Origin of the sequence: Fictibacillus sp. UD (genome assembly GCF_043558025.1) — a bacterium.
GTDB lineage: Bacteria > Bacillota > Bacilli > Bacillales > Fictibacillaceae > Fictibacillus.
Genome location: NZ_JARUHH010000006.1, coordinates 243474 through 269720 on the forward strand (window position 1 = coordinate 243474; position 26247 = coordinate 269720).

General features: G+C 31.8%; 22 protein-coding genes and 1 pseudogene. 17 read left to right on the top strand and 6 right to left on the bottom strand.

Annotated elements, in window-relative coordinates:
• Positions 1–3: 3 nt before the first annotated feature.
• The 11 genes from P8610_RS12610 (at position 4) to P8610_RS12660 (ending at position 12401) form a co-directional block, all read left to right on the top strand.
• Positions 4–642: an acetyltransferase gene (locus P8610_RS12610; protein ID WP_394604672.1), complete on the top strand. Its 639-nt coding sequence runs from the start codon at positions 4–6 to the stop codon at positions 640–642.
• Positions 643–659: 17 nt separating this feature from the next.
• Positions 660–1481, top strand: a complete 822-nt coding sequence (locus P8610_RS12615; RefSeq protein WP_394604673.1) for a 3-hydroxyacyl-CoA dehydrogenase family protein — start codon at positions 660–662, stop codon at positions 1479–1481.
• A 337-nt stretch (positions 1482–1818) separates the two neighbouring features.
• Positions 1819–2880, top strand: a complete 1062-nt coding sequence (locus P8610_RS12620) for a glycosyltransferase family 4 protein (RefSeq protein ID WP_394604707.1) — start codon at positions 1819–1821, stop codon at positions 2878–2880.
• Between the two features lie 11 nt (positions 2881–2891).
• Positions 2892–4052 (top strand): CDP-glycerol glycerophosphotransferase family protein, encoded by a 1161-nt coding sequence (locus P8610_RS12625; protein ID WP_394604674.1) that lies wholly within the window; start codon positions 2892–2894, stop codon positions 4050–4052.
• Positions 4053–4067: 15 nt separating this feature from the next.
• Positions 4068–4469: a glycerol-3-phosphate cytidylyltransferase gene (gene tagD / locus P8610_RS12630; RefSeq protein WP_394604675.1), complete on the top strand. Its 402-nt coding sequence runs from the start codon at positions 4068–4070 to the stop codon at positions 4467–4469.
• A 330-nt stretch (positions 4470–4799) separates the two neighbouring features.
• Entirely contained in the window at positions 4800–5975 is a 1176-nt protein-coding gene (locus P8610_RS12635) for a glycosyltransferase (protein ID WP_394604676.1), read from the top strand.
• Positions 5968–7086 carry a glycosyltransferase family 1 protein gene (locus tag P8610_RS12640; RefSeq protein WP_394604677.1) on the top strand — a complete coding sequence of 373 codons (1119 nt, stop codon included), beginning with the start codon at positions 5968–5970 and terminating at the stop codon, positions 7084–7086. The genes P8610_RS12635 and P8610_RS12640 overlap by 8 nt, the downstream gene beginning before the upstream one ends.
• A gap of 20 nt (positions 7087–7106) precedes the next feature.
• Positions 7107–8579: an O-antigen polysaccharide polymerase Wzy gene (gene wzy, locus P8610_RS12645; protein WP_394604678.1), complete on the top strand. Its 1473-nt coding sequence runs from the start codon at positions 7107–7109 to the stop codon at positions 8577–8579.
• A 168-nt stretch (positions 8580–8747) separates the two neighbouring features.
• Positions 8748–9791: a hypothetical protein gene (locus P8610_RS12650; RefSeq protein WP_394604679.1), complete on the top strand. Its 1044-nt coding sequence runs from the start codon at positions 8748–8750 to the stop codon at positions 9789–9791.
• 46 nt (positions 9792–9837) lie between these two features.
• The gene (gene glf, locus P8610_RS12655; protein WP_394604680.1) at positions 9838–10944 is read left to right on the top strand and encodes a UDP-galactopyranose mutase; all 1107 of its coding nucleotides are present in this window, start codon (positions 9838–9840) and stop codon (positions 10942–10944) included.
• Positions 10945–10961: 17 nt separating this feature from the next.
• Entirely contained in the window at positions 10962–12401 is a 1440-nt protein-coding gene (locus P8610_RS12660) for a flippase (RefSeq protein WP_394604681.1), read from the top strand.
• Between the two features lie 153 nt (positions 12402–12554).
• Here P8610_RS12660 and P8610_RS12665 read toward each other — a convergent pair.
• The 3 genes and pseudogenes from P8610_RS12665 to P8610_RS12675 all read right to left on the bottom strand — a co-directional run.
• Positions 12555–12792, bottom strand: a pseudogene (locus P8610_RS12665) (IS3 family transposase); the annotation flags it as partial.
• 407 nt (positions 12793–13199) lie between these two features.
• Complete coding sequence (locus P8610_RS12670) at positions 13200–13712, bottom strand: acyltransferase (protein ID WP_394604682.1); 513 nt, start codon at positions 13710–13712, stop codon at positions 13200–13202.
• Between the two features lie 304 nt (positions 13713–14016).
• On the bottom strand, positions 14017–14625 hold the full coding sequence (locus P8610_RS12675) for a hypothetical protein (protein WP_394604683.1): 609 nt from the start codon (positions 14623–14625) through the stop codon (positions 14017–14019).
• 396 nt (positions 14626–15021) lie between these two features.
• Between P8610_RS12675 and P8610_RS12680 the strand changes: the two genes are divergently transcribed.
• The 4 genes from P8610_RS12680 to P8610_RS12695 all read left to right on the top strand — a co-directional run bounded on the left by P8610_RS12680 (position 15022) and on the right by P8610_RS12695 (position 19534).
• On the top strand, positions 15022–15765 hold the full coding sequence (locus P8610_RS12680; RefSeq protein ID WP_394604684.1) for a hypothetical protein: 744 nt from the start codon (positions 15022–15024) through the stop codon (positions 15763–15765).
• Between the two features lie 371 nt (positions 15766–16136).
• Positions 16137–17081 carry a putative phage abortive infection protein gene (locus P8610_RS12685; protein ID WP_394604685.1) on the top strand — a complete coding sequence of 315 codons (945 nt, stop codon included), beginning with the start codon at positions 16137–16139 and terminating at the stop codon, positions 17079–17081.
• A 31-nt stretch (positions 17082–17112) separates the two neighbouring features.
• Complete coding sequence (locus P8610_RS12690) at positions 17113–18426, top strand: putative bifunctional diguanylate cyclase/phosphodiesterase (protein ID WP_394604686.1); 1314 nt, start codon at positions 17113–17115, stop codon at positions 18424–18426.
• A gap of 118 nt (positions 18427–18544) precedes the next feature.
• Positions 18545–19534 carry a hypothetical protein gene (locus P8610_RS12695; protein WP_394604687.1) on the top strand — a complete coding sequence of 330 codons (990 nt, stop codon included), beginning with the start codon at positions 18545–18547 and terminating at the stop codon, positions 19532–19534.
• 380 nt (positions 19535–19914) lie between these two features.
• On the opposite strand, the gene P8610_RS12700 is transcribed toward P8610_RS12695, so the two are convergent.
• Both P8610_RS12700 and P8610_RS12705 read right to left on the bottom strand, forming a co-directional pair.
• The gene (locus tag P8610_RS12700) at positions 19915–21174 is read right to left on the bottom strand and encodes a hypothetical protein (RefSeq protein WP_394604688.1); all 1260 of its coding nucleotides are present in this window, start codon (positions 21172–21174) and stop codon (positions 19915–19917) included.
• Entirely contained in the window at positions 21175–21777 is a 603-nt protein-coding gene (locus P8610_RS12705) for a hypothetical protein (RefSeq protein WP_394604689.1), read from the bottom strand.
• Positions 21778–22629: 852 nt separating this feature from the next.
• Between P8610_RS12705 and P8610_RS12710 the strand changes: the two genes are divergently transcribed.
• Positions 22630–22869 (top strand): hypothetical protein, encoded by a 240-nt coding sequence (locus tag P8610_RS12710; RefSeq protein ID WP_394604690.1) that lies wholly within the window; start codon positions 22630–22632, stop codon positions 22867–22869.
• Between the two features lie 756 nt (positions 22870–23625).
• On the opposite strand, the gene P8610_RS12715 is transcribed toward P8610_RS12710, so the two are convergent.
• A complete protein-coding gene (locus P8610_RS12715; RefSeq protein WP_394604691.1) occupies positions 23626–24912 on the bottom strand; it encodes a S1C family serine protease in 1287 nt (428 codons plus the stop codon).
• 417 nt (positions 24913–25329) lie between these two features.
• Here P8610_RS12715 and P8610_RS12720 point away from each other — a divergent pair, with 417 nt between their 5' ends.
• Positions 25330–26232 (top strand): DUF1672 family protein, encoded by a 903-nt coding sequence (locus tag P8610_RS12720; protein WP_394604692.1) that lies wholly within the window; start codon positions 25330–25332, stop codon positions 26230–26232.
• Positions 26233–26247: the final 15 nt, after the last annotated feature.

Below are 26247 nucleotides of genomic sequence, written 5' to 3' on the forward strand. Positions count from 1 at the left end.
ATTATGAAAGATATAATAATTATTGGTGCGGGTGGATTTGGACGTGAGGTAGCCTGGTTGATTGAAGATATTAATAAGGATAACCCAGAGTGGAATATATTAGGCTTTGCAGATGACAACAAAGAAATTCATGGAACAGAAATGAATGGCTATGAAGTATTAGGTGATATTGAATGGCTGAAATCTCAAGAGTTGAATGTGGTTTGTGCAATTGGAGATCCAATTACTAAAAAAAGAACAATCGAAAGGTTAAAAGACAGTAATATCTCTTTTCCTGTTCTTATTCATCCAAGCGTTATTTACTCTGACAGAGTGTCGTTTGGGGAAGGGTCTATTATTTGTGCAGCAAACATTATAACAACTGATATTAAAATTGGTAATCATGTAATAATTAATTTAGACTGTACAATCGGACATGACGCGATTTTAGGGGACTACACGACAGTTCTTCCAAGTGTGAATGTCTCTGGTTTCGTAGTCACTGATGAATCTGTAAGTGTTGGTACAGGATCTGCCATTATTCAGGGAGTGAAAATCGGGAGAAATACTGTTGTTGGTGCTGGTTCTGTAGTCGTTAAGGATTTACCTGATAACTGTACAGCTGTTGGGGCTCCTGCAAAGCCGATAAAGTTTAACAATTAATGAAGGGGTTTAAAGACATGATAGCTGTAATTGGATCAGGAACAATGGGCAAAGGGATAGCGATAGAATTGGCTAGAAACGATCTGGATGTATTACTAATCTCTATTGGTCGTAACTTAGAGGCTACAGAATTAAAAACTGAAATTTTAAAAGTTGCAGAAAGATTTAAAGTCGAAAATGTTGAAGAGGTTGCAGGTAGGATAGGTATAGCAGATAATTTTGAACAATTACGCCATTGTAATTTAATTATTGAAGCTATGGCAGAAGATTTAACTCTTAAAAGAGAGATCATACAAAAAGCTTGTATGTACACTGGAACACTATCGACCATATTTGCTACAAATACTTCTTCCTTATCTATAGCTTCAATATTTGAAGGCATCGTTCCACTTCAAAAAGTTGTGGGATTACATTTCTTTAATCCAGTTCAAGTAATGAAGCTCGTCGAGATTTCATACTTGGAAGAAACAGAGGATATAGTGATCTCCTACGTTAAAAAGCTTGTTACCACAATTAATAAGGAGTACGTATTAGTAAAGAACTCACCTGGGTTCATTGTAAACCGTTTATTAATACCCATGATTAACGAAGCCGTAAAGATTGTGGAAGAAGGAATAGCCACCCCTGAAGATGTTGATAATGCAATGAAATTAGGTGCGAATTTTCCAATTGGTCCATTGAAATTATCAGATTTAATTGGAAATGATATTACATTATCAATTTTAAAAGAATTTCAAAGTTCTACTACTAACCTCCATATTTCAGGTATTCTAGAAGAATTAGTAACAGAAAGGAAATTGGGAAGAAAAACAAAAGAGGGATTTTATTCTTATAAATAACTTTAACTCTTCCAGTACCCAAGAATTTTATGAAAACCAAACTACTAATAATTAGAGTTGGCCACGGCAAAGTAGTTAAAAGTTTTGTTTGAAATTCATTGCGAGCCACTTAGAAGGCACGATCAAAGTTGGAAAAGGAATAATGTTATGTATCTTACTTGTAGTAAATAATTAAATATATAATTAACCGGTGCAAAATGGGTGCAGGTTCTGTTGTGGTCAAAGGTATAACGGTTCTTGGAATTCATGTTGGTACTCCAGCAAATAGCAGACGGGAGAGTTAAAACTGAAAATATTATATGTTACAACTATATCAAATACAATAAACGCATTTTTAATTCCCCATATAAAAATGTTAGTTGAACAAGGGCATCAGGTTGATGTTGCTTTTAATAAAGTTCAAGAAGTGAAAAGGGAAATTGTTGAGTTAGGCTGTAAAGTCTATAATATTGAATTTCAACGTTCTCCCTTGAGTAGAAAAAATATCTCTGCATATAAGCAGATTAAAAGTCTAATTATAAATCAAAAATATGATTTGGTTCATTCACACACACCTATAGCCTCGGCTTGTGTCAGGTTAGCCTGTCGAAAAAAGAAGGACATAAAAGTGGTTTATACTGCTCATGGATTTCATTTTTACAAAGGAGCACCACTACCGAATTGGGTGTTATACTATCCAGTTGAAAAGTGGTTATCTAAGCATACAGATATTTTAATTACGATCAATAAGGAAGATTATGCAAGAGCAAAGGCTTCATTTAAATCTAAAACAGTGAAATATGTTCCTGGCGTGGGGCTTGATATTAAAAAGATTCAAGACGTTATTATAGAAAAAAGTGCAAAACGTAAAGATTTGGGGATTCCCGATGACGCATTCTTAGCCCTTTCTGTCGGAGAACTTAATAAAAATAAAAACCATGAAACGGTAATTAAGGCGATTGCTAAACTAAATGATCCAAAAGTATATTATTTAATCTGTGGGCAAGGTCCGTTGGAGGATTATTTGAGGAAATTAATCTTAGAATTAGGATTGAACAATCAGGTGAAATTGTTAGGTTTTCGAAAAGATATTATTGAACTTTGTAAAGTTGCGGACATATTTGTTTTTCCTTCTTTTAGAGAAGGATTGTCAGTTGCATTAATGGAAACTATGGCTTGCGGGCTGCCGGTGGTGTGTTCGGATATAAGAGGGAATCGGGATTTAATTATAGATGGGCAGGGTGGATACCTTGTAAAACCAGATGTTGAAGAAGAATTTATAAATGCTCTTCAGAAGGTGTTTAGTAATAATTCCTTGCAAAGTACTTTTGGGGATTTTAATAAACAATCGATGAAGAAGTATGGGCTAAAAAGTGTGACAAAGGAAATGAAGAAAATATATTTTGAGGTGAAATGTTGAAGAGTTACTTAATGACATTAGTAAAATTTTTTAAGCCGCTATACTCAATGTATTATACGATAGGTTCATTTAGTCTAAATATACTTAAGTTGTTTGTGAAATCAGACGATCATGTTATTCTTTTTATTAGTTTTGGAGGTAAGAAGTTTGATGATAGTCCTAGAGTGATTTACGAAGGGATGATTAATGACAGTCGCTTTGATAAGTATGATTTAGTATGGGCTTTTCATCATCCCGAAAATTTTAAAATCCCTAGGGGAAAGAAAATTAAGACGGATTCAATTAAATATTTTATTACGGCGTTAAAAGCACGTTGCTGGATTTCTAATTCAACAGTAGAACGTGGATTAAGTTTTAAAGGAAAGAAGACATTTTATTTTAATACTTGGCACGGCACACCAATTAAGAAAATGGGAGAAGATATTTCCATTGAAAATAAATCTTTTGGGTCAAGCGCCAAATGGAATGTAGACATGATGACTTCACAAAGTAAATATGAGGCAGATATTTTTTCAAGGGTTTTTAATATAGATAGGGATAAATTTTTGGTGTGTGGGTTACCAAGAAATGATAGTTTAGCTAATGTTACTATAAAGGCAAAACATGATATGATGCGAAAAATTGGGTTGCCAATGGATAAAAAGGTAATCTTATATGCACCAACATTTCGAGAATACGAAAGAGATAAGAAGCTTAATTGTGTTTTAGCGCCTCCAATTAATTTCGAGAAATGGAAAAAGGAGATTGGTGATGAATACATTATTTTACTTCGAGCCCATTATGAGGTTGCACAAGTTCTAAATCTAAATGCAAATGATGGGTTTGTATATGATGTATCAAATTATTCAGTTTTAAACGATTTAATGATTGCAGCAGATATTTTAATTTCGGATTATTCTAGTATTCTTTTTGATTATTCTATATTAGATAGACCTATGATTTGTTTCACATACGATTATGAGAAATACATGCATAACAGAGGATTGTATTTTGATATTCGAAAAGAAATTTTAGGAGGATCTAACTCCGAAGAAGAAATATTAGATTTAATTAATAACTTACCTTTTGAAAAGGCAAGTGATTTAGTGAGGAACTTTCGAAGAAAGTATGTTGAAAGTTATGGAAATGCAACGAAATATTCATTAGATGCAATATTTAAAAGTATAAATTAGAATTGAGGTTTTGGGATGAAAAGGGTTATTACTTATGGGACTTTTGATTTGCTTCACTATGGTCATATAAACTTATTAAGGCGTGCTAAGGCTTTAGGTGATTATCTAATAGTAGCACTATCATCAGATGAATTTAATAATGGACAAAAAGGAAAAAGAACTTATTTTACTTACGAAGAAAGAAAAAAGTTATTAGAAGCTATTAGATATGTTGATTTAGTGATACCCGAGATAAATTGGGAGCAAAAAGTAAAAGATGTTCAAGAATATAAGATTGATGTATTTGTAATGGGTGATGATTGGAAGGGGAAGTTTGATTTTATTAAAGATTATTGTGAAGTGGTTTACTTGGAACGTACTCCAGAGATTTCTACAACAAAAATAAAAAGTGATTTATTCGCAAGCCACATAGGTTAGTATTAAAAAATTAAAATAGTAATATACTAGGGACTATTTATGTTGTTATTTTATAAAGGATTTATCCCCTATGACGATGATTTAAATTTTTGCTATGGAGTGTAAGGATTATAATCGAATCCCAGATATGCTCAAATTAGGATTAGGGGTAAGATAAAACTTAACAGCTTATAAAATAACTTAAAAAAGATTTTCAAGAGAATTAAAAAACTACAATAGTGTTAATATTCGTTATATAAACATAGATACTTTTTTGATAAAAAATAATAACTTCTCGGTATTATTATAATTTATAAAAAAAAATGAATGTTTTAAAACTGGGGGATGTCTGTGAAACTATTATTTAGCTATACAGGACCGCTTATTAAAGATAGGGATGGTAATTATTATAGCAGGACTATAACTGATGAATTGTTATCTCGTTATGGCGTCATTGCTGATGAAATAACTATGTTAACTCGTGTAAGAGTAGTTTCAAATAAGGAAGAATTGAGAAAGTACTCAAAGATAAATAATAAGAACTTTTCTGTAATTGAATGTCCTAACCTAGCCTCATTAAAAGGGCTCCTTTTTAATATAAACGTAGCAAAGCGAATTATAGTTAAAGCGGTATATGAAGCAGAGAAAGTAATAATACGTTTGCCATGCATTATGGGAAGTATAGTAGCAAATGAGGCGAAAAGGCAAAAAAAGCAGTATCTTATTGAAGTAGTAGGATGCCCTTGGGATTCTTTATGGAATCATAGTAACAAAGGTAAGATAATTGCTCCCTATTTATGGAGAAATACTAGAAAGGTTATTAATAAAGCACCCTATGTTTTATATGTAACAAACGAGTTTTTACAACGGCGATATCCATCCAAAGGAAAAACAATGGGGTGTTCTGATGTGGTTATACCAACAACTAAAATAGAGGTACTAGAACAACGCTTAACTAAAATTAAAAAAAAAACTTTTAATTCGCCAATTATACTTGGAACAACAGCCGCGTTAGATGTTCGTTATAAAGGGCAAGAGTATGTCATAGCAGCTATTGCAAAGTTAAATAAAGCAGGGAAAAATTATGAATACCACTTAGCTGGTGGAGGAAGTAAAAGTTATCTAGAATCTATGGCAATGAAATTTGGTATCTCTGATAAAGTCAAATTTTTAGGATCTTTACCACACGAACAAGTATTTGATTATTTGGATAATATTGACATTTATATTCAACCAAGTAAAACAGAAGGTTTGCCTAGGGCATTAATTGAGGCAATGAGTAGAGGTTGTCCTACTCTTGGGTCTTCAACAGGGGGAATTCCTGAGTTAGTCAATGAAAAGTTTTTATTCAATATTGGATCAGTTGATGAAATTACTAGGTTACTTGAAGAAATGGATAGTGAGATGACGGAGGAAGTTAACCGTAGTTTTGAAACGGCAAAAAAATATGATAAAAATCTTCTACAAGAGATGAGAAATACATTTTATGAAGATTTTATTAAGGCTCTGGGGATAATAAATGATTAAAGTTTTACATTGTGTAAATGGAATGAATCGTGGAGGTTTAGAAACATTCATAATGAATGTTTACCGTAATATTGATAGATCTAAGATACAATTTGATTTTTTAGTTCATACAGATAAAAAGTGTGACTTTGATGATGAGATTATTGCTCTTGGGGGAAAGATTATTAAAATACCCACCAGAAAATATGGCTTTCTAGCAAATCGTAAAGTATTAGAAGAATTTTTCAATGAATATAAAGATTATAAAATTATACATCAGCATTTAAGTTCACTTAGTTATATCGTACCATTAAAGACTGCTAAAAGACATAGTGTCCCTGTGCGCATTGTTCATAGTCACAGTACTCGAGAGGGAGGTAGTTTTCTCCACAATTTTATCCATAAATGGAATCGAGTTTTTATTAATTCATATGCTACTCACTATTTTAGCTGTTCTGATCTTGCAAGCAAATGGATGTTCAATAAGCAAGTTCTTAATTCAAATTCCTATAGAATAATAAATAATGGTATTCAAACATCCATTTTTTCATTTAACAAAGAAAAAAGAAATATGGTTAGAGATAACTTAGGGTTGGATGAGAAGTTTGTTGTAGGACATGTAGGTCGGCTTACTTACCCTAAAAATCATGAATTTCTTATTGATATCTTCAATGAATACTTAAAAACAGAACCCAATTCAGTGTTACTTTTAGTGGGTGATGGAGAATTAAGAAGTCAAATAGAGAAAAAGATAAAGGACTTAAACCTAGAAAATAAAGTAATATTAACTGGCAAGCGAGATGATATTTCAGAATTACTCCAAGCTATGGATGTCTTTATATTTCCTTCCCACTTTGAAGGATTGCCTGTTACTTTAGTAGAAGCACAAGCATCAGGATTACCATGTATAGTGTCAGACAATGTAACAAAACAGGTTAAAATTACAGACAATATAGCCTATGTTAAATTAGATAATACAATATCTACTTGGATTGAAACCATTTTTGAATTTAAAAAAAGGCATATTAGAAGAGATAGAAGTGAGTATATTATTAAAGCAAGATTTGATATAGAAACGATTGCACAAGATTTACAGGATTTTTATTTGAACTGTTCCCATAGTAAAATGTAGCTGAAGGGTTAGTATAATATATGAAATATCAAATAAGTAAAAGAAATTATTTTGCAGTAATTATTCAATTATTCTTTATAATTATAGTTGGTCTATTATGTGGGAGTTTAATAATAACCAATAAATATATCTTTTCACTTAGTGGAGATATCTATTTCTTTAGTGTTTTGGGAATTTTCTCATATGTTTTGGCATGTGTTTTATGGAAAAGAACTACCGGTGTATTATATTCTCCTTATATTATGTTTTTGACCTCATTTGTTATATTTCAATTTGGACAAGCAATTTTGTTCGTGTTTGGACTAGAATATGAAAGATATAATCTTTTTAATCTTTATAGACCTGAAGATATCTTAAAAGCCATAATTTATACTCTTTTGAGTATCTCAATGTTTAATTTAGGAGCATTACTTACTAATTTAAAAAAGAAATTATTTGATAAAGAAAATGTATCAAGAGCTAAGCAAGTGGCAACCATTAGTGCAATGAAACAAGTTGGGCTTTTTCTGGTAACTATTACAGCCCCATTAACAATTTATTTTAGTATTTATCGTGCTGTTATGGCACTTAAATATGGGTATGGAATTATATATAGTTATAACTTTGGAACCAATGATGTTACACAACTACTTGAGTCTTTATTCTTACCAAGCATGTATATGTTTATAATAGCTAATACTTCAAATAAGAAATTGTGCAAATTACTTTGTTTAATATTATGCCTATATGCACTATTAACATTATTAACTGGTTCGAGAACTATATTTATTATGATTATTTTAAGTGTTTTGTGGTTATGGAACATATTAATTAACCCTTTTAAAGTGAAAAGTATATTAGGGCTATTAATCTTTGGATTTTTTTTGGTAATCTTAATCCCTTCAATAGCTGAATTGAGAAGTATGGATAATAAATCGATTAGCAACTATTTTGATGCTTTTAGTAACAGTACTAAGGAAAATCCCGTCGTTAAAACTGTTGGTGAATTAGGGGGATCGATGGGTGTATTATTAATGATTAAGCAGTTTATGCCAGAGGCTGTATCTTTTCAATTTGGACAATCATATTTTTTTGCTATATTTTCATTGATTCCAAATTTCTTTAATTTTATGGGTCCAATTCATCCAAGTAGAGAACATGCAATGTTAGATCTTTGGTTACAAAATTATCTGGGGTTATCATACGGTCCTGGGTTTTCAATGGTTGCTGAGAGCTACTATAATTTTGGCTGGGGTGGTATATTCTTGTTTGTTTTTTGGGGGTTTCTTTTTGGGAAAATATTGGGTTATAAAAAATATGAAAATCTCATAAACCATCCACTTAAACTATTTATAATTATATCAGTTATTTCTACTTGTTTTACTCTGCCGAGAATTCATACCTTACTTTTTGTTAGAACAATTATTTATTATGTATTAATTCCTTGCTTAATTATTATCTTGGTAAGGAATAATAAGCTAAATAAAAAACTTAGAAAAAAATCACTTTATTAGTTTTATATTTTACACGTATCTGTTATTACTATTTGCTAACTTCTGAATATTTGATAATGAATAAGACTTCCAGATATGACTCTCTAATGCAATCATAAATTAATAGAGATGTAGTTGAATTTATAGATATTTTCTTTTATCACAAATAGATATAAGGACGGGATATGATTGTGTAACTATATTATTGAATTTAAATACAAAAGTAGTTTTAACGCTGGTTCTAAAGCAAGAGATGATGTTAATTACTTTTTAAAAGATAGGGGTTTTGAATTATTAGAGATCACCTTAGCAAATAATAAAATTAAAAAGCTTTATCAACTATTAACTTTAAAATCGAAAATAAAATCAATAAAAAATGACAGTACTGTGTTGATTCAGTATCCATATAACAATAATAATTTATATCTACAATCAATTTTAAAAGTTCTTAAATTAAAGAATGTGAAAACTATTTGTTTAATTCATGATTTATATAGTTTGCGGTTTAATAAAGGAAAAACAATAGTATCAAAGGAGATAAATATATTAAATAAATTTGATGTTGTAATTGCTCATAACGATTATATGAGTAAATGGTTATATAGTAGTGGACTTAAAAAAACAATAATTAATCTAGAATTATTTGATTACCAAACAGAAGATTTTCAAATTGACTCAAAGGTATTTGACAAGAATTGCATAGCCATAGCAGGTAATTTAGTCAAGGAAAAGAGTGGTTTTATTTATAAATTTAATAAACAGAATTTAGGTGAAACAAAAATAAATTTATACGGAAATGGGTTTGAAACTAAAAATAGTATTGAAAACATTTCTTACTTCGGTCCAAAACCTCCTAGTAAACTACCCGAAGAAATAAAGGGTGGATTTGGATTGATTTGGGATGGTCCTGAATTGAATGAGTGTGTAGGGCATTATGGAGAATATATGAAGTATAATAATCCACATAAATTATCACTTTATATAGCGGCTGGTTTGCCTGTCATAGTTTGGGATAAAGCTGCTATTGCAGAATTTGTTAGAAAAAATAAAATAGGAATTGTTGTAGATTCGATTAACCAGTTGGATAGTATTGTAAATAGAATTGACCAAGACAGTTATACAAACTTACAAAAAAATGTTCTGAAAATTAAAAGCAGAGTTAATGAAGGATATTATATAAAGAAAGCTGTTACTAAAAGCTTTGATTTCTTTAAGGATAAAAATCAAAAATAAAATTTCGGAATCAGACGATTTAGAATTTTATTGGGGGAAATATATAATGACTTATGATTATTTAATTGTTGGCGCAGGTTTATTTGGTAGTACATTTGCTTGCGAAGCTGCCAAACGAGGAAAAAGAGTAAAAGTGATTGATAGACGGGATCATATCGCAGGAAATATTTATACAGAAAATATTGAAGGTATGAATGTACACAAATACGGTGCACATATTTTTCATACAAATAATAAAGGAATATGGGAGTATGTTAATCAATTTGCTGAATTTAATCGTTATACAAATAGTCCGGTAGCAAACTTTAAAGGTGAAATTTATAACATGCCTTTTAACATGAATACTTTTAATAAATTATGGGGTGTAGTAACACCAGATGAAGCCAAAGCTAAAATTGAGGAACAGAGGAAAGCAGCAAATATCGATAACCCAATTAATTTAGAAGAACAGGCTATATCCTTAATTGGTACTGACATTTATAAGAAATTAGTAAAGGGTTATACTGAAAAACAGTGGGGGCGTAAAGCTACAGAATTACCCGCATTTATTATCAAAAGATTACCAGTTCGTTTTACCTATGATAATAATTATTTTAATGACAGATATCAGGGGATTCCGATAGGTGGATATACGCAGATTGTTGAAAAAATGCTATCGAGTGATTTGATAGATATAGAACTAAACGTGGATTTTTTTGATAAAAAAGGTGAATATTTAAAAGAGTTTCCTAAAATTATTTATACTGGTATGATTGATCGTTTTTTTGATTTTCAATATGGAGAATTAGAATACAGAAGTTTAGAATTTGAAACTACTGTATTAAATCAAGAAAATTATCAAGGAAATGCGGTTGTGAATTATACAGATGCCGAAACACCTTATACTAGAATTATTGAACATAAACACTTTGAGTATGGTAACCAACCGAAGACAATTATCACAAAGGAGTATCCTAAAAACTGGAATTTAGGTGATGAACCTTATTATCCGATGAATGATAAAAAGAACAACGAAATTTTTAATAAGTATCAGGAACTGGCCAATCAGGTTTCGAATGTAATCTTCGGAGGCAGACTGGGAATGTATAAATACTATGACATGCACCAAGTCATTGGGGCCGCTTTATTAGTTGTTGAGAAAGAATTTAATTAGAATTCAGGAATTTACTTATGAGTATTGCTAAAAACTACTTTTATAATTTGCTTTATCAAATGGTAACGTTGATACTACCATTAATAACTATACCCTATATATCTAGAGTTTTAGGAACTGAAGGAGTAGGGATTAATGCTTACACTAACTCAATTATACAATATTTTATTCTAATGGGCACAATAGGTATTACTCTATATGGAAACAAAGAGATTGCTTATGTTCGAGATGATAAAGTTAAACTAAGCAGAACATTTTGGGGAATATTTTACTTAAAGTGCATAACAACGTTTATTTCGTATGTACTCTTTATGTTATTTTTAATTGTTGTTGGTGAGTATCATTTTATTTTTTTACTCCAATCAGTTTTTATTATAGCTGCGGTTGTCGATATTTCATGGTTATTTATGGGGCTTGAGGATTTTAAAAAAACAGTAATGAGAAACTTATTTGTAAAAATAATAGGTGTAATTTGCATATTCTTGTTTGTTAAGACTTCAAATGATTTATGGAAATATGTACTTATACTATCTATGTCTCAATTACTTGGACATTTATCACTTTGGTTTTACCTACCTAAAACAGTAAATAAAATTAAATTAAAATGGCAAGATATAAAAAGACACTTAATTCCATCTCTTGCTTTGTTTATTCCGCAATTTGCTATTCAATTATATATTATTTTAAATAAAACAATGCTAGGAATATTATCCAACTTAAACGAAGTGGGACTTTTTGATAATGCTGACAAAATCGTCAAAATAGTTTTAGCAATTGTAACAGCATTGGGTATTGTTATGTTACCGCGTATATCAAATACGTTTGCTAGAGGGGAAATAGAGCAAGTTAAGAATTATATATATAATTCATTCGATTTTGCAACTTATTTATCGGTTCCATTAATGTTTGGGCTTGGTAGTATTGCTTTAGAGTTTGCCCCATGGTTTTTTGGTCCAGAGTTTACAAAAACGGGTATTTTAATATGTATAATTAGTCCGATTATTGTTTTAATAGCATGGAGTAATGTGTTAGGGCAACAATTTTTAATGCCAGTAGGTAGAATTAAGGGCTATACTGTTTCTGTTATTGTAGGAGCAGTGGTGAACTTTACATTTAATTTATTATTAATTGGTCGTTTCCACTCTATTGGTGCTGCTATAGCAACCCTAATTGCTGAATTTTCTGTTACCTCAGTTCAGTTATATTATGTGCGTCAAGATTTACAAATAAAAAAATTATTACACTCAACTTGGAAATATTTAATTTCAGGTATAATAATGTACTTAATTGTACGTTATATTGGAGTAGCTTTAGATGGTGGAGTCAAATCTATAGTTATTCAAATTATTGGTGGTATTATATCTTACTTTGTCCTTTTGTTCCTATTAAAATCTGATTTAAATAAAAAGTTGTTTGGGGTAGGATTAATGTATTTACTAAAAGTAATACGTCGTTAGAAGTAAATATGAGGGTTGAGGTAATCAATATATAATGAAAATCCTAGTAACGAGCGGTGCGGGATATATAAGATTACATACATGTGTAGTATTTATTGGAAGCAGAACAAGAAAGCACGGGGATGGTTCTGAACCTAAATAGACACTAGGATTTTAGGCTGCCTCAGAGGCATGCGTCCGGTATTGTACCGGGTTCATGCCTTTTAATTTCGCTTTAATTTTTTATGATTATAGAAGTGGATGTAATCCTCAAGTTCTCGTTTACAGGACGTTATTGGGAGTGGCTTCACCATTGTATAGATCAATGACAGGGGAAAAATATAACTTCGCCATGCAAGTGGATTTCCTTCACACCCGTTACCCATTTCTCATGGGGCTTTGAAGCATAGAATCCCAACTAGCAGCCCAGCCAACATCTTTAAGATACCATCCGTTAGATGAACCTCCTACAATAGCATTAATTACAGGTAAAAATTACAGAATAAATTTATTCCTAATTGCTTAGTCAGATTAGGAATAGTAATATTGCTGCTTCCTGACTTAAAGGTTTCTCAGTTGAATCTTGAGCTATTTTTTTTCATGTCTTTTTGTTTATAGTTGTATGAATAGCTTTTACTGTAGCAATAGCAACTGTTTTTTCTTCAAGTGAATTTGTACCGGAAGCAGCTAAAATTCCTAAGATAAACTTTTTATCTTCTTCCGTTTTGCATTCATATCCATACTCAACTTCTTTCCCATAAAAAAGAACTCACCAATTTTGGAGAGTCTATTTGTTGCGCATAATGATCCGATTAATCATTACTCGGAAAGGTCTTTAATTTTTTTCGCAGGAACACCTGCATAAACGCCGTTAGCCTCGCAATCTTTGCTGACTACTGCACCTGCAGCTACAATGCAACCTTTACCTACAGTCACCCCAGGTAAAATCGTAGAATTTGCTCCAATCCAACACCCATCCTCCAAAACAATTGGCATGTATTTGTTTTCCCCTGCTCGTTTATCTGAGCTTCCGACTTCATGAGTAATTGTACAAATAAGGGTATTCATGCCAATATAACATTTCTTTCCGATGGTAATTGTCCCACCTTCAAAATACGATGAGTATAATTTTGAAAAGGAATTAACCAATGATCCCTCTCCAACGCTTATTTTATTGGAATTGAAATAACAATGCCTTTTAATCTCGGTGGTATTGATGTTTAACCCAACAATTCTATAAATATATTTACGCATAATACCCGGAATCCAGAATTGAGGAGCAATAACGTTTGTAACAAAATCAAATACCAATCTTTTTAAGTAATTACTCATAAATCCCATCCTTGCTAATGATATATCGCAAATATATCATGGAATTAAAAGGAAAGAAATGAGCAATTTCACATGAACACTCTAAAAATACCTGCATTGCAGCAGTCTGCACGTGTGCAAAAGCTCCTCCGGTAGACCTTTAACGGAAGCATGGGGACGTTTCTCGCGCTTCTTTAAATATAGTTCTATGAAATTCCCTAGAGTTTCCCACCCTGGCTGTTGTATGTATGTCAAGGTACTTACCAGGTTAAGCTACCATATTTACCAAAATACTTAAAAATCATTGGACAAAGTCACTTTGTATTTAATTTGAAATGAACATATCATTGTTTTGGAAGTAACGTTTATCAATATTGTTCCAATAAGTATCTTTCACGAAGGTCTTATGAGAAATGATCTTTCGAAAAGCTTCCTCCGCTAAAGGTTGATTGGGATTAAAGTGATAACCTTCTTTGAGATAAGCTATTAAATCTTTAATGTTTTGTTGCGTTAATTTACTTGTTTGCCTAGTAGCTAAAGAAAATAAAAATAATTTTATTTCATCATCTAATGGAGAAGAGTAAATGTGATTAAAGAGTTTTTCTCTTCCTAGAGATTTTGCGATCCGCTCGTATTGCGTTAAATTAGGGTTAAGCACATATTTAGTTAATACGGATACATCAACCTGTAATCGTTGTGCCAATTTAACTAAATTCCATTTTGAGTGGTGTAGGATGTAAAGGAGATAGTTGTTTATTACTTTCCAGTATTTATCACCATCTAATAATAAATAGTTTAAGGTTCGAATAAAACGATTCATTTTGTTATTATTAGGATAATGATAAGCCTTGCATTTTAACTTTTTGTTAGGGTTTACCATGAGGGTACTAAAAAAATATTTAATCTGTCCACAGACAAAATACTGACCATCCATCTCCTCTACTTTAATATAGGAACCTGTAATACTGAGTTTGTGATAGTTCTCTAATGCTGATTTTTTAGTTAACTTGTAGTCGAAGTCGTATTTAATATCTGACATTTTAATTTAAGGAAAATATATGACTGCCATAAAATCATCCTGTAGGTATTTTGACCTATGTTATGTGAAGAGAAGTTTGTCTAATTCCCAGAAATAATATATGAACAAGTTTTTTTTGTTAAAGGTAGCACTGGGGAAGGTTCTCGTGCTTCTTTTTTCATTCTTTAAACGTGTTGTACTGATATAATTAATTGGCTAAGAGTAGTCGTTAAGGAAGTTTAATATAAACAAACTTTCCTATTTAAGTGGTATAATTTAACAGATGAATTATATTATAGGAGATGAAGATTAATGACGGCTATAATTGGTTATTTGTTTGAAGGTGGGGTTTTTGTTGCCGCAGATACAAGAAGGATATTTGAAGTAGATAGAAATAAATATAGAACTGAAGTTAGTAAAAAATTCGAGGGAATTATTACAAGGAAAATTCATAAACTAACTGATAATATTGCTATAGCAATAGCAGGAAATGCAAGTGAGTTTGGTCCCTTACAAGAACTTCAATGGTTGATAACAAATGATATGGATAAGGATACAATTAAAAGTTTAATAACAAAAGTTTTTCAGAAGTACTCTAGCGCAAATACCATTAACCAAATGCTTCTTTTTGGGATGAATGATGGTAACAGTTTTATGGTACATATCGATGAGTATCTAACAATGACTGAAATGAGTAGTAAATCTATAAAGGGTATTCCTGAAGAATCATTTGAGCTTATTGCAAAACACAAAAGTAGTGGTAGTGCATATATGGGGATTCTTAGATTAGATATTTGGGCAAAAATTAGTTTTAACGAAATCATAAATAATCTTCTTCCTGAATTGGCTGTTAAATTGCAAGGTATTCAAGATCCAGAAATGACAAAATCATCAGTAGCATATCCAATTGATATGGCGCTAATTAGAAATGACGGAAAAGGTTTTACATGGAGAGGAATCAATAATCAAGAAAATAGTGAGGATGTTTATGATCAATTTAAAATAGGAGTAGACATGGACTTAGAGGATGATGATGATAAAATATTTAGAATCTGAGGAAACTAGCACATGAAAACAACGACGTAAAATCCCTAATAACAAGGGTGTAAAAATTCACCGATAATAACGGATAATTTTCTCAAAAACAACTTGGAGTGTAGAGAGATAATGATTAAGGATGGGGAATTTTTTATGATTACAGAGTATCACTCAGAGAAGCACGGGGACGGTTCTCGAGCTACCTTCATATGCACGTTTACTCGATTAATTAGGACAATATGAAAAACATTGCATCTATTCATACATTTATAATCTCTAGGTCAAGGAGATTATAAATGTATTTTTTTATTTAGTTAATTACCATTTTATACAAAATTAATGATAAAATAGGCTTAATTCTTATTAAAGTTAAGGGGGAGATTTTCATAATGTTAAAGGATTTAAGCAAAGATTTACAAATGAAACTAAACAGCTACCTTCCCGAGAAAGTAGAAACACAACTTAATGAGGAGTATAAGGGTCTGATAGAGAAGAAAAAGGAAAAAGGAAATTTTATTCAGAAATATATAACGGGTAAAACTGCAATTATCATAGTATTTGTGTTTATTTTAATAATGATTTTATTTATTTTCTTTCAAAGAGAATTTATGGGGGATAATGGTCCTGTTGGTGATTTTATTAATGGAGTAACTACACCTGTAATTAGCTTAGGAGCATTGATAGCTGCTGTTCTTGCTTATAATTCACAGCAAAAACAATTACGGGAACAAAAGATACAAATCGATAAACAACGCATTGAAACTCAATTTTTCCAGCTTATTAATTTACATAACGAAATTGTAAATAGCATGCAATGTAATTTTGTAGATAAAGACCCATCAGATTCTAATTTATCATTAGCCCAAGGGCGGTCTTATTTTAGAGAAGTATACAAAAAACTTATGGATTTATTTAATGAATTCAGAGATAAACCAGAAAAGAACAGGTATTATTTGATCATACAGCAAATTGACAATGAGGAACATGATCAGTTATATCACTATTTCCGTAACATGTACCAGCTCTTTCGGATCATAGATAAAAATAATGGTTTGTTGGATGAAAAAGAACAAGAAGATTACATCAGTATCATTGATGCACAGCTAACTTATTTTGAGAAGCAGCTTCTATATTTTAATACGAGATACTTTGGTTCTGATGGCTTTTATGGAATACTTGAGAAGTATAAATTCTTTAGAGAATATGGAAGTGAAAAAGAAGGATCATCAGTTTTAAGTAAATTTAAAGATGATGCAAACATACGCTTTAAAGATAAAGATAAAGATAAAGATGAAGATAAAGAATCATCTTCCGAAGTATTGTTAAGTACCTGATCATTTTGAGGTGGGAAAAGTGGATAAATGTATGAAAGAAAACGTGAATTATCAAAGTGAATTATCAACATATGATCTGCTCAATGATCGCCTCAAATTAACTCTTGCTTTTAGCAAAAGATATCAAATGTCTACAGCTATATGTTATTTAAGGATGCATTTACCTTCTGTATTAGCAGACAATAAAGAGACTGAGATTGAAACTGCTCTTAGTTGCATTATAGTAACTAGATTAAAACGTTCTTTAAGAGATATTGATACGGTTATTCGTCTAAATCGAACTGATTATTTCTTAGCTATAGCTGACATTACAGAGGCTGATTGTAAAATTATATGTGAAAGAATTATGAATTCTATATCGGACACATACACCATTGAGTTTAACCAATTTAACATAAGCTGTAATCTGGGAGTATGTATGTATCCATATGGATCAGAGGACATTCAAGAACTCCAGAGTTTCTCCAAAACCCAGATGTATGAGGCTGAAATAATGGGTGAGAATGTATTCTCAATCTATAAAGGGAAGTTGAACGAAACAGCCTATCGAAGAGTAATGATCGAAAACGATTTGCCTTATGCACTTCGAAAAAAACAAATGGAAATCGTATATCAGCCGCAATACCATTTGAACGAACAGAGAGTGGTTGGAATAGAATCACTTATACGCTGGAACCATCCAATATTAGGAGTAATACCGCCGAATGAATTTATTCAGGATGCAGATAATGCAGGTGTGTTAAAGGATGTGTTTTTTTGGCTGTTAGATGAAGCATGCAAGAATATTGCCAATGATAATACATATAGCAACATTAAGTACTCCGTTAATTTGTCAGTCAATCAGTTATTATTAGATGGTTTTGTAAAAAAAGTTTCCCAAGTTCTTCTTAAACATAAAGTCTCAGCCAATAAGATCACCTTAGAATTAACGGAGGAAAATGAGATTTACAAAGACATGTTTAAGCGGGTAAGCAAAACATTATCAGATTTAAAAGAAAAAGGCTTTACCATAGCGCTTGACGATTTTGGAAATGGTTATTTCTCATTTTATAATTTTACAAATCTTCCGATAGACAGTATCAAACTAGACAGGAATTTGGTATTAAGTTTGATTAAAAATAAGCACCATAAAAACGTCATTGCACCCATTATCATGATGGCCCATAACTTAAAATTTCAAGTCATCATAGAAGGCATTGAAGATATCGATCAGTTGGAGGATTGGAGAAAAATGAAGGTTGATGTCATTCAAGGTTATTTTATAAGTAAACCCGTTCCATTCTCCAAACTACAAAAAGCTATAAATGATGCTGAAAAGAGATTATCTTACAAAAATATAACCTAAACAAAAGTCGGATTTTTCTGGCTTTTTTGCAAGTAGGTCGAATTACGAATAACCCTTCTTTTCCCATATCGTTAAGAATAAACTCAATAAGAGGAGTTATTTGGAGGAGGTGAATTCTATGATAGTAGATGAATTTATTCAAAACCACCGTTATTTTTCTACCTATCAGAATGGAACGTATACTCTGAAACAAGTAATCCATGAAGGAAAGGGTCTAAATTTTTCAATTGTTCTTAACGTGAATGTACCTAAAAATAATAAAAAGATTTTTGTTGCAGGTAAAATAGAAGGAAATGATGGATCTCTATTCATCCCTTTAGACGATCGTAGTCCACGGCCCAAATGGATAGAAAAACTGGTAAAGACCATAAATGAAGGAATAGCAGAAGTTCATTTTCTTCAATGGGATGCAGCAAAGTTTGTAAAAGATATTCCTTATTATAATTGGGAGCAACAGAGAAAAATTAGGGATGAAAAGGAATCAAAGATTAACAAGGAAATTACTTGGATTCTTTCTTCGATGGACGGTGACGAAGTAGCAAGCCAGCACTTGCATGCAGAAAGGTTTAAAGAGACTGTTCATTTTTTAGGGTTATTAGTGGATGCTTCATGTATTAAGCTGCCGACTGAAATAACAGATCATCTTGACCTCTTAAAAGAGAAAGGATTTCAGAATCAATTATGGAGTTCAGTAAAAACGAGTGTTCAGAATCAAGTTTGTGATGAACATTTAAAGGATATGTTTTTTGCTATATTCGCTGAAATCATTTGTGAATTCGATAGTGAAAAATTAAAGTTTATCACGAATGTACATAAATGGAACCATGATACCTTTAAGGCGATTAAGTCACACCAAAACCAAATTCGTACGGCATGTCCTGTGCCTGATAGGCACCGTTTCTTGGAAAAAGTTACTTTAGCAGCCCGAAAACGCATAATCGAAGACGATAAACAACCCTTGGAAGATCGAATCTATCTAGTGATGGATACCTATCAAAAAAGAGAAATAACGCTAGAAACCGTTCATCGTTACCTTTACTCCTGTGGAATCTATTCATCACCAGAAGCAGTTATTGAAAGAAGTTTAGAGGAGAAATTCAACAAGTGAAGCGCGGGAAGCGCGGGGGACGGTTCTCGCGCTTCTTTTTTTAATTCTTTTAAGATTTTTAAATCTAACTAATGGATGATTTTCTAGTGGCAGCATGGAACAGTTCAATAGCTGGACAGATGATAGTTAATAGGTTCTAGGTCTCTTACTATTTTGTAATGATAGTTTCAATTTTGGTTTCTCAAAGATTCTTTACTAACCAGTTCAATGATTCTAGCAAGATTAAGCTGGTATATCAAAATTAAGCTAATTACTTACTGTAATATACTTAACAGAATTTTTCCGATTTTTACTGGATTATGTTAGCAAAATGTTAGCATCATTTTAGTAAGACTCTAGAGGTGAATACTGGTTTGAAGAGTAATTCTATGGATGTGATACTACTCGAAAATTGCTTCTTCAAAATCATCATCGTATTTTGAATGATTACTCCTTAAATTAATCATATAATATTCTGTTCTCCATTTTTTAAAGGTTAACAACCTTGATGGTGCTTGTGATGATTCCTTAGTATTTAGCCCTGATAATATTAGATTATCTACTGTAAAAAATATTCTTTGATTAAAATCTATACTATCTTTATGTTGCACATAACCAAATAAAATAAATTTATAGTTTAATTCTTCAATATTTCGAAATGAAGCTAAGGGCTTACTCCTAAATTTATTAAAATCAATTACATAGTTTAAAGAATCACTAAAATTGAAATTACTTTTGGTGTTTTGTGATTTATACTTAATTATTAGTTTTTTATCTATTTTTTCTTCTAATAAAATATTCCCTCTAGTTGGATTCAAAGGATCGAAAAAATCCAGTCTGATTTTTTTTATGATAACTTCAAAATTATTTATTGGATTACCGTGACCTAGTTTAATAAATAAATTAAATATATTCTCTTTACTTTGTTGCTCTTTATCTAACTCTATAGAAAAATCTAACTCATTTGCTATTAATGGAGTTATTGGGATACCATTTTTATTTTCTACATCATAAAAGTTGTTAGGTTCTTGTAATCGATCATCAACTTTTTTTATTGAGTTAAGATCTTTTATGATATTTGCAAAATAAAATAATATAGAATTCGCAACGGACAAAATTAATAAAATACATATAATATTAAAGTTTAAATCCGATAAAAAACTCCAAATACTATTAAAATTTAATTTAGACAAACTATATTTTGGCCAATAATTTAGCACAAAGATTGTAGTCCAAGTCAAAATAACAAACCATATCGTTACCTGTGCTATAAATATAATTCGTCCTATGTAATTAGTTCCTGGATTGAAGGCAACTGAGTAGTTATTAATTAACCTACGTAATTCATTCGCTATTGCCACGTTATCCGATTTAAACTTATGTTTAGTATCAACCATTTCCCAGTACAATTCTCTACATCGTTGGATATTATGTTGTGTGTTGAGTGATATGAAAATAGCGATTAATCCCATTAATGAAAGTATAGCTGCAGTGATAGCTAAACTCTCAGGGAAAATATTAGAAAAATTTAATTCAGTCATCTCTAAGATAAAATTATTTTTTTCTTTAAAATAATTCAATAGGACCCATATCGATAATATTATGTTTATGTATATAAGAACAAAGAAAAAAAGTTTTAAAGATTGGAGTTTATTTTTCACTTATTCATCTTCCTTTTTGTGGGCAGAGATTTTTTTGATTATATCAGTATAATAATTATCTTTATGTGAATCGAAAGCATTTACGTAAACAACATTTTCTGAATCATCCATTATAATATTTTGTTCAATACTATCTTTTTTTACAGCCAACTCTTTCAGTGATTCTTCACTTTCTTTAATATCTATTAATGTTTTTTCACCCATATTAATTAAACAATGTGGGATCGCATTCATTCTAATAGGCTCACAACCCCATCCTTCAATAAATCCCTCAATCTGTGACAATTGGTAATAACAAGGTTCTTCATAATCATCATCGAGAAGATAGTAAGCAGGTGATACACAAAAGTCCATAGTTCTTACTGGCCTATTACTTTTATTATAACCGTCTCTATTAGCAATCCATATTAGATATTCATTATTACTTATTGATTCCATTGAAGAATTATTTATTTCTTTTTGAATAATTGCAATTATACTATCTCGAGCAGTTCTTATATCACCAAATGCTTTTTTTAGTACCTCTTTATCAAAACAATAACCTTGTGCAATTGATTCAATTAATCTAATATCAACTTTATCCAAATTAACTTTATTAATCACTTTGAGCTCTCCCTAAAAATAATAATCAACTAAATAATATTTTTAAAATTATTTAAACTACCATATCCAAATAAAACTCACCCTTAACTATTTCGGTTCAGTTTTTACCCCCTGACTAAGGTGTAAAATTCAAATTAAAGTTTAATATGAATCTATTAATATGAATCTATATGAAATACTTTATAATTATACCATTTTTTAGAAAAAAGGCATTTCCGTAAATGGCTAAAAGTTATAATTAATGAAGTGTTGCAGGCTAGGTATCAGCTATAATTGTAAGGGAATTTTAATTAATAGTATGGAAGAATGAGGATAAGTTTTCGTGCTTCTTTTTAAATTATATACAGGAAGTCCACTAATCAAGAAGGAAGGTTGAAGCGAGAATTTACACATATTGCACGCACGGGGACGTTTCTTCCGCTTCTCTTTCAAAGTTTAGGATCAATTTTGTTTAAACTGATATTAACGGCATGATGCAAGGATATTAAGGAATACGGCTAATTTTGTGTTTATGTCGTAATAGTGGAAACAGCAGAACCGTCCCTGTGCTCCCCTTTTTAAATTCTTATATGACTTCTAAACTAACTATTTGACGATATTCTAGTGGCAGCATGTACTGTTTAAAAGCTGGACTGCAGGAGAAGGGGCAGTGAAAATGCAGCAATGGAGCTTTCTTTAGTGAATTGGCAAAACATTTTCATCGTTTAGAAGACAGCCAGATTGAAATTGGGGAGACAGAGGCTCTTATGCAATCCGAGAAAAATACAGGACCTAAATGGTAGGAGAGGTAAAATGCTAAAACGAGGTTTGAGTCTGTTGCTACTACTATTCATTTTGCAGGGGTGTAATGGTATGTCACAGGAAGAAGAGCAGGAAATTGTACAGAAAGCCACGCATTCAGCTAGAGCATACTTTCAAGAAGAAATGGGATGGGATGTTGTGATTGAGAATCATAAGTTCACTTCCCACAAAAATGGAACTGAAGTCTTCCTCTATGGCCACCAAGAAGGGGACAAAGAAAATAAGATAGAAGCGATGGTTGATTTTTCGAAGGATTATGAAGTGGAGTCTGTAGGGTTTGATAAAGAGTAGGAGAAGTTGAGGGGGAGGTTACACAAGGAATAGGGGCCGGTGTAACGTATTATACCGTCCACTTATTCATCGTTACTGTCTCCTTAAAAAGTCAGTAAAAATAAAAATTAATTAATAAAAAAAGCTGAAAGAACACGTGGTGTTATATGTTGCAGAAAATCTCATAATTAGGCAGTGTTTAGAAGGTTCAACCGAAACTTTTTATCTATTTGAGCGTATAAAATAAATACAAGCTATTAACGATTTATACCTGAAAAGATAGAAGGTTTTTTTATGACACGAAAGAATAAAATAGCAAAGATCTTTTTATGGGGTATCTTATTATCCCTTCCCATATGGTTGATTGTCACCTTAGTCATCGTCACCATTTGGATTATATTTTAAGGGAAGCACGGGGACGTTCCTCGCACTTCCTTTTTTGATGTGACTTGCTCGTAATGGAATTATTTGTTTAACAAATAACGTCAGAAGAACAATCCCATTGCTTTTTAATTTGATATCTATCTGGAATAATTGAGGCAATTCAAGCCATTTTCTTTAGTTAAGGTAAGTTTAGTTCCACCTTTTAAGTGCGGCCTCAGCTTCGTTCGCACAAACTCACGAGTAATACCAGTCTCGTAAACAACTGAATTCCTAATACAATTTCACGTTGCGTTAGGAATGCTTGAACTTCAACTTGAGAGAAATAATATTTATTAAATAAAATTAAAAAAATAGAGATGAGTACCCCATATACTTGTGGACCTCTCTATTTCTTTAACGCATTTCTCCACCTAACAACTTCAGAACATTATCTTCAAATCCTACAATATAACTTACTTCATAATAAGAGGTTCTTTCACTTTCATTTACATATTCTTGTGCTTCTAATGATATATCTACTTGGAATGTGCCGTCACCGTTTTCGTGAAATGAATAATCTGTAATAATAGAACTAAGGGTAAACTCATAGCCTGCTGCAAATTCCTCTAGAGAAGGAGTAGTAGTTTTCCAGTTACCTCCAATAAGATTGTAAGCTTGTTCATAATCACCACTATTTACGTAATCGTAATATGTGTAAACGGTGGCTACTGCTTCATCTGCTGTTAATCCCTCTGCATATGGACCTTCTTCATAATAATCTTCTTCATAAGGTTCTTCTTCAGAATATTCTTCTTCAATATCATAACCTTCATCAGTACCATACTCTTGGCTATAATCTTCATCACTGTCTTCATCATCATAATCCTCTGTAAGGTCACCTTCATAGATTGGAACTTCATAATTATAATCTACTTCGTTATCTGAAAGTTCCATCGGATGTTCAGACCACTTATTTAGTGTTGGTAGTACGGTATAAATCGGAATGCTGAAACCGATATTCTCATTTACATATTTAACAGAGTTTATTCCAAGAACTGCCCCGTCTATGCTGCTTACAATTGGTCCACCACTGTTCCCAGGTGATATCGGAGCTGTGATTTGATACATATTTTCATATACAAAAGGATCTAAGGTAAATAAGCGATCTAAACCACTGATGATACCAATCGTAACTGTGTTCTGTAATCCAAGAGGACTGCCTAATGCCACCACATCGTCACCAAGTTCGGATTTAGTTGACTTCATTTTAAGTGGAGGTTTATCTGCTAATTCAGGTACACGTACTAAGGCAATGTCGGTTTTGTCACTTCGGCCAATGACTTTCCCTTGATAAGTTTGTTCATTACTCATCCTTATCGTTACGTTCACTTCATAACCCACTACATGGGCGTTCGTTACAATGTCCCCTTGTTGGTTATAAAGAAACCCCGATCCCAATCCATTTGAAGTCTCAATTTGCACTACCTTATCCTGGGTGGCTTTAATGATTTCTTTTAAGTTCTTTTTATTAGGTACTTCAGCAGGGACTTTTACTTCCTTTGTAATGATTTCCGTTTTAGTTTCTGTAGAAGTCGGTAGTGCTTGCTGTGAAGGCATAAAAGTATATAAAAGGTAAGCGAGACCCATGCCTAACACAAGCACGGTCATCACAAGCAGTGCGGGTAAAAGGGCTTTTTTCATTGTAGATATTCACCTCAAGTTAAAACTTCCATATTTTTATATCGGTTGAGATAAATGGATTTTGTAGTTAGATTCGCAAAGTTTGTACTGAACTTAATCAGCTGTTAACTTTATTACATATATATCCAATTTAATAATAAAGGATGATGAATAGTATGAAAATATCTTCCTGGAATATTTGTCAAGGAGGCAGCCAGCAGCGACTTCCCAAAATCAGACAGAAAACTGATTCGGGGAATTCCTTATTATATTTTTAAGGATATTAATAGTAAAAACCTCCCAGCAACATCGTTCATTTGATGTTGTTTTTTTGCTTTTTATGGGTATATATCAAGTGTTAGGAAATAATATCTAAATTTACAATAAAATAGAATGTGTTATTGAATGTATTCTCACCAACCAGGGAGGTTACTACATATGTTACACACAAAAAAGATGGGTATGATTACAGCTTCTCTTCTAGGCATCATGCTACTCGGGGGCTGTATGAAAGGGGAAGCGGAAAAAGTGAAAAAGGAAGCGAATCCACTAGTAAGTGTCGAGGATTATACAGGCGAAGGATATGACTTGCCAAATGGAAAAGAAAACGACAAGATTGCTGAAGCTAATCGGGATAAAATCATTTCATCGACGGAGAAATTCTTTTTAAATACATACAAAACAGAAGTAAAAGTACATAACATTGTGGGCAACAAAGATGGAGCTACTGTATTTGTAGAGTCTATAAATGAACCACGTTTTCATACGTTTGCTGTAATCCCGATTGATAATAAAGGCAAAGTACGCCCGGAAGGCATCTGGACAGAAGAAGGGCAAGTCGAATTATCAATTAAAAGTGGTCTGTATGGAATGATTTATCAGGAGCAGCTAAAAACGCTTGATACGTATCTAGAAGAGTTCCTAAAAGAATACCCCGTTGTCGGAAAACAAAAAGAAGCCATTCAAAAAACTTCTTCAACGGGGTTTACGACACCTTACTATTACATTTCTATAGCAGGGGAAAGTCTAGATGGTCTTTATGAGGAATATATGAAAGATCCTCAAAAAACAAAAGAAGATTGGCAAGCTGAAGCGAAAAACCTTATGTCACGCCCGGAAGACTTCTTAATCACAATTCAATTATTTATGAAAGATAAAGATGCAAATCCTGATCAAAAGCTTTTTAATCAATTAGTATCTGATATTGAAAGGATGAAGGGTTTATCGCCTGGTTCTTACAGCGTATTTCTTAACGATAACACCATCAATAAAGGCAGTGCCAACAATACAAAGGAAAATAAACTTGAACTCAATTATCCTAATGAAATTATAAAGCCTTAAGGATAGGAGGTTTAC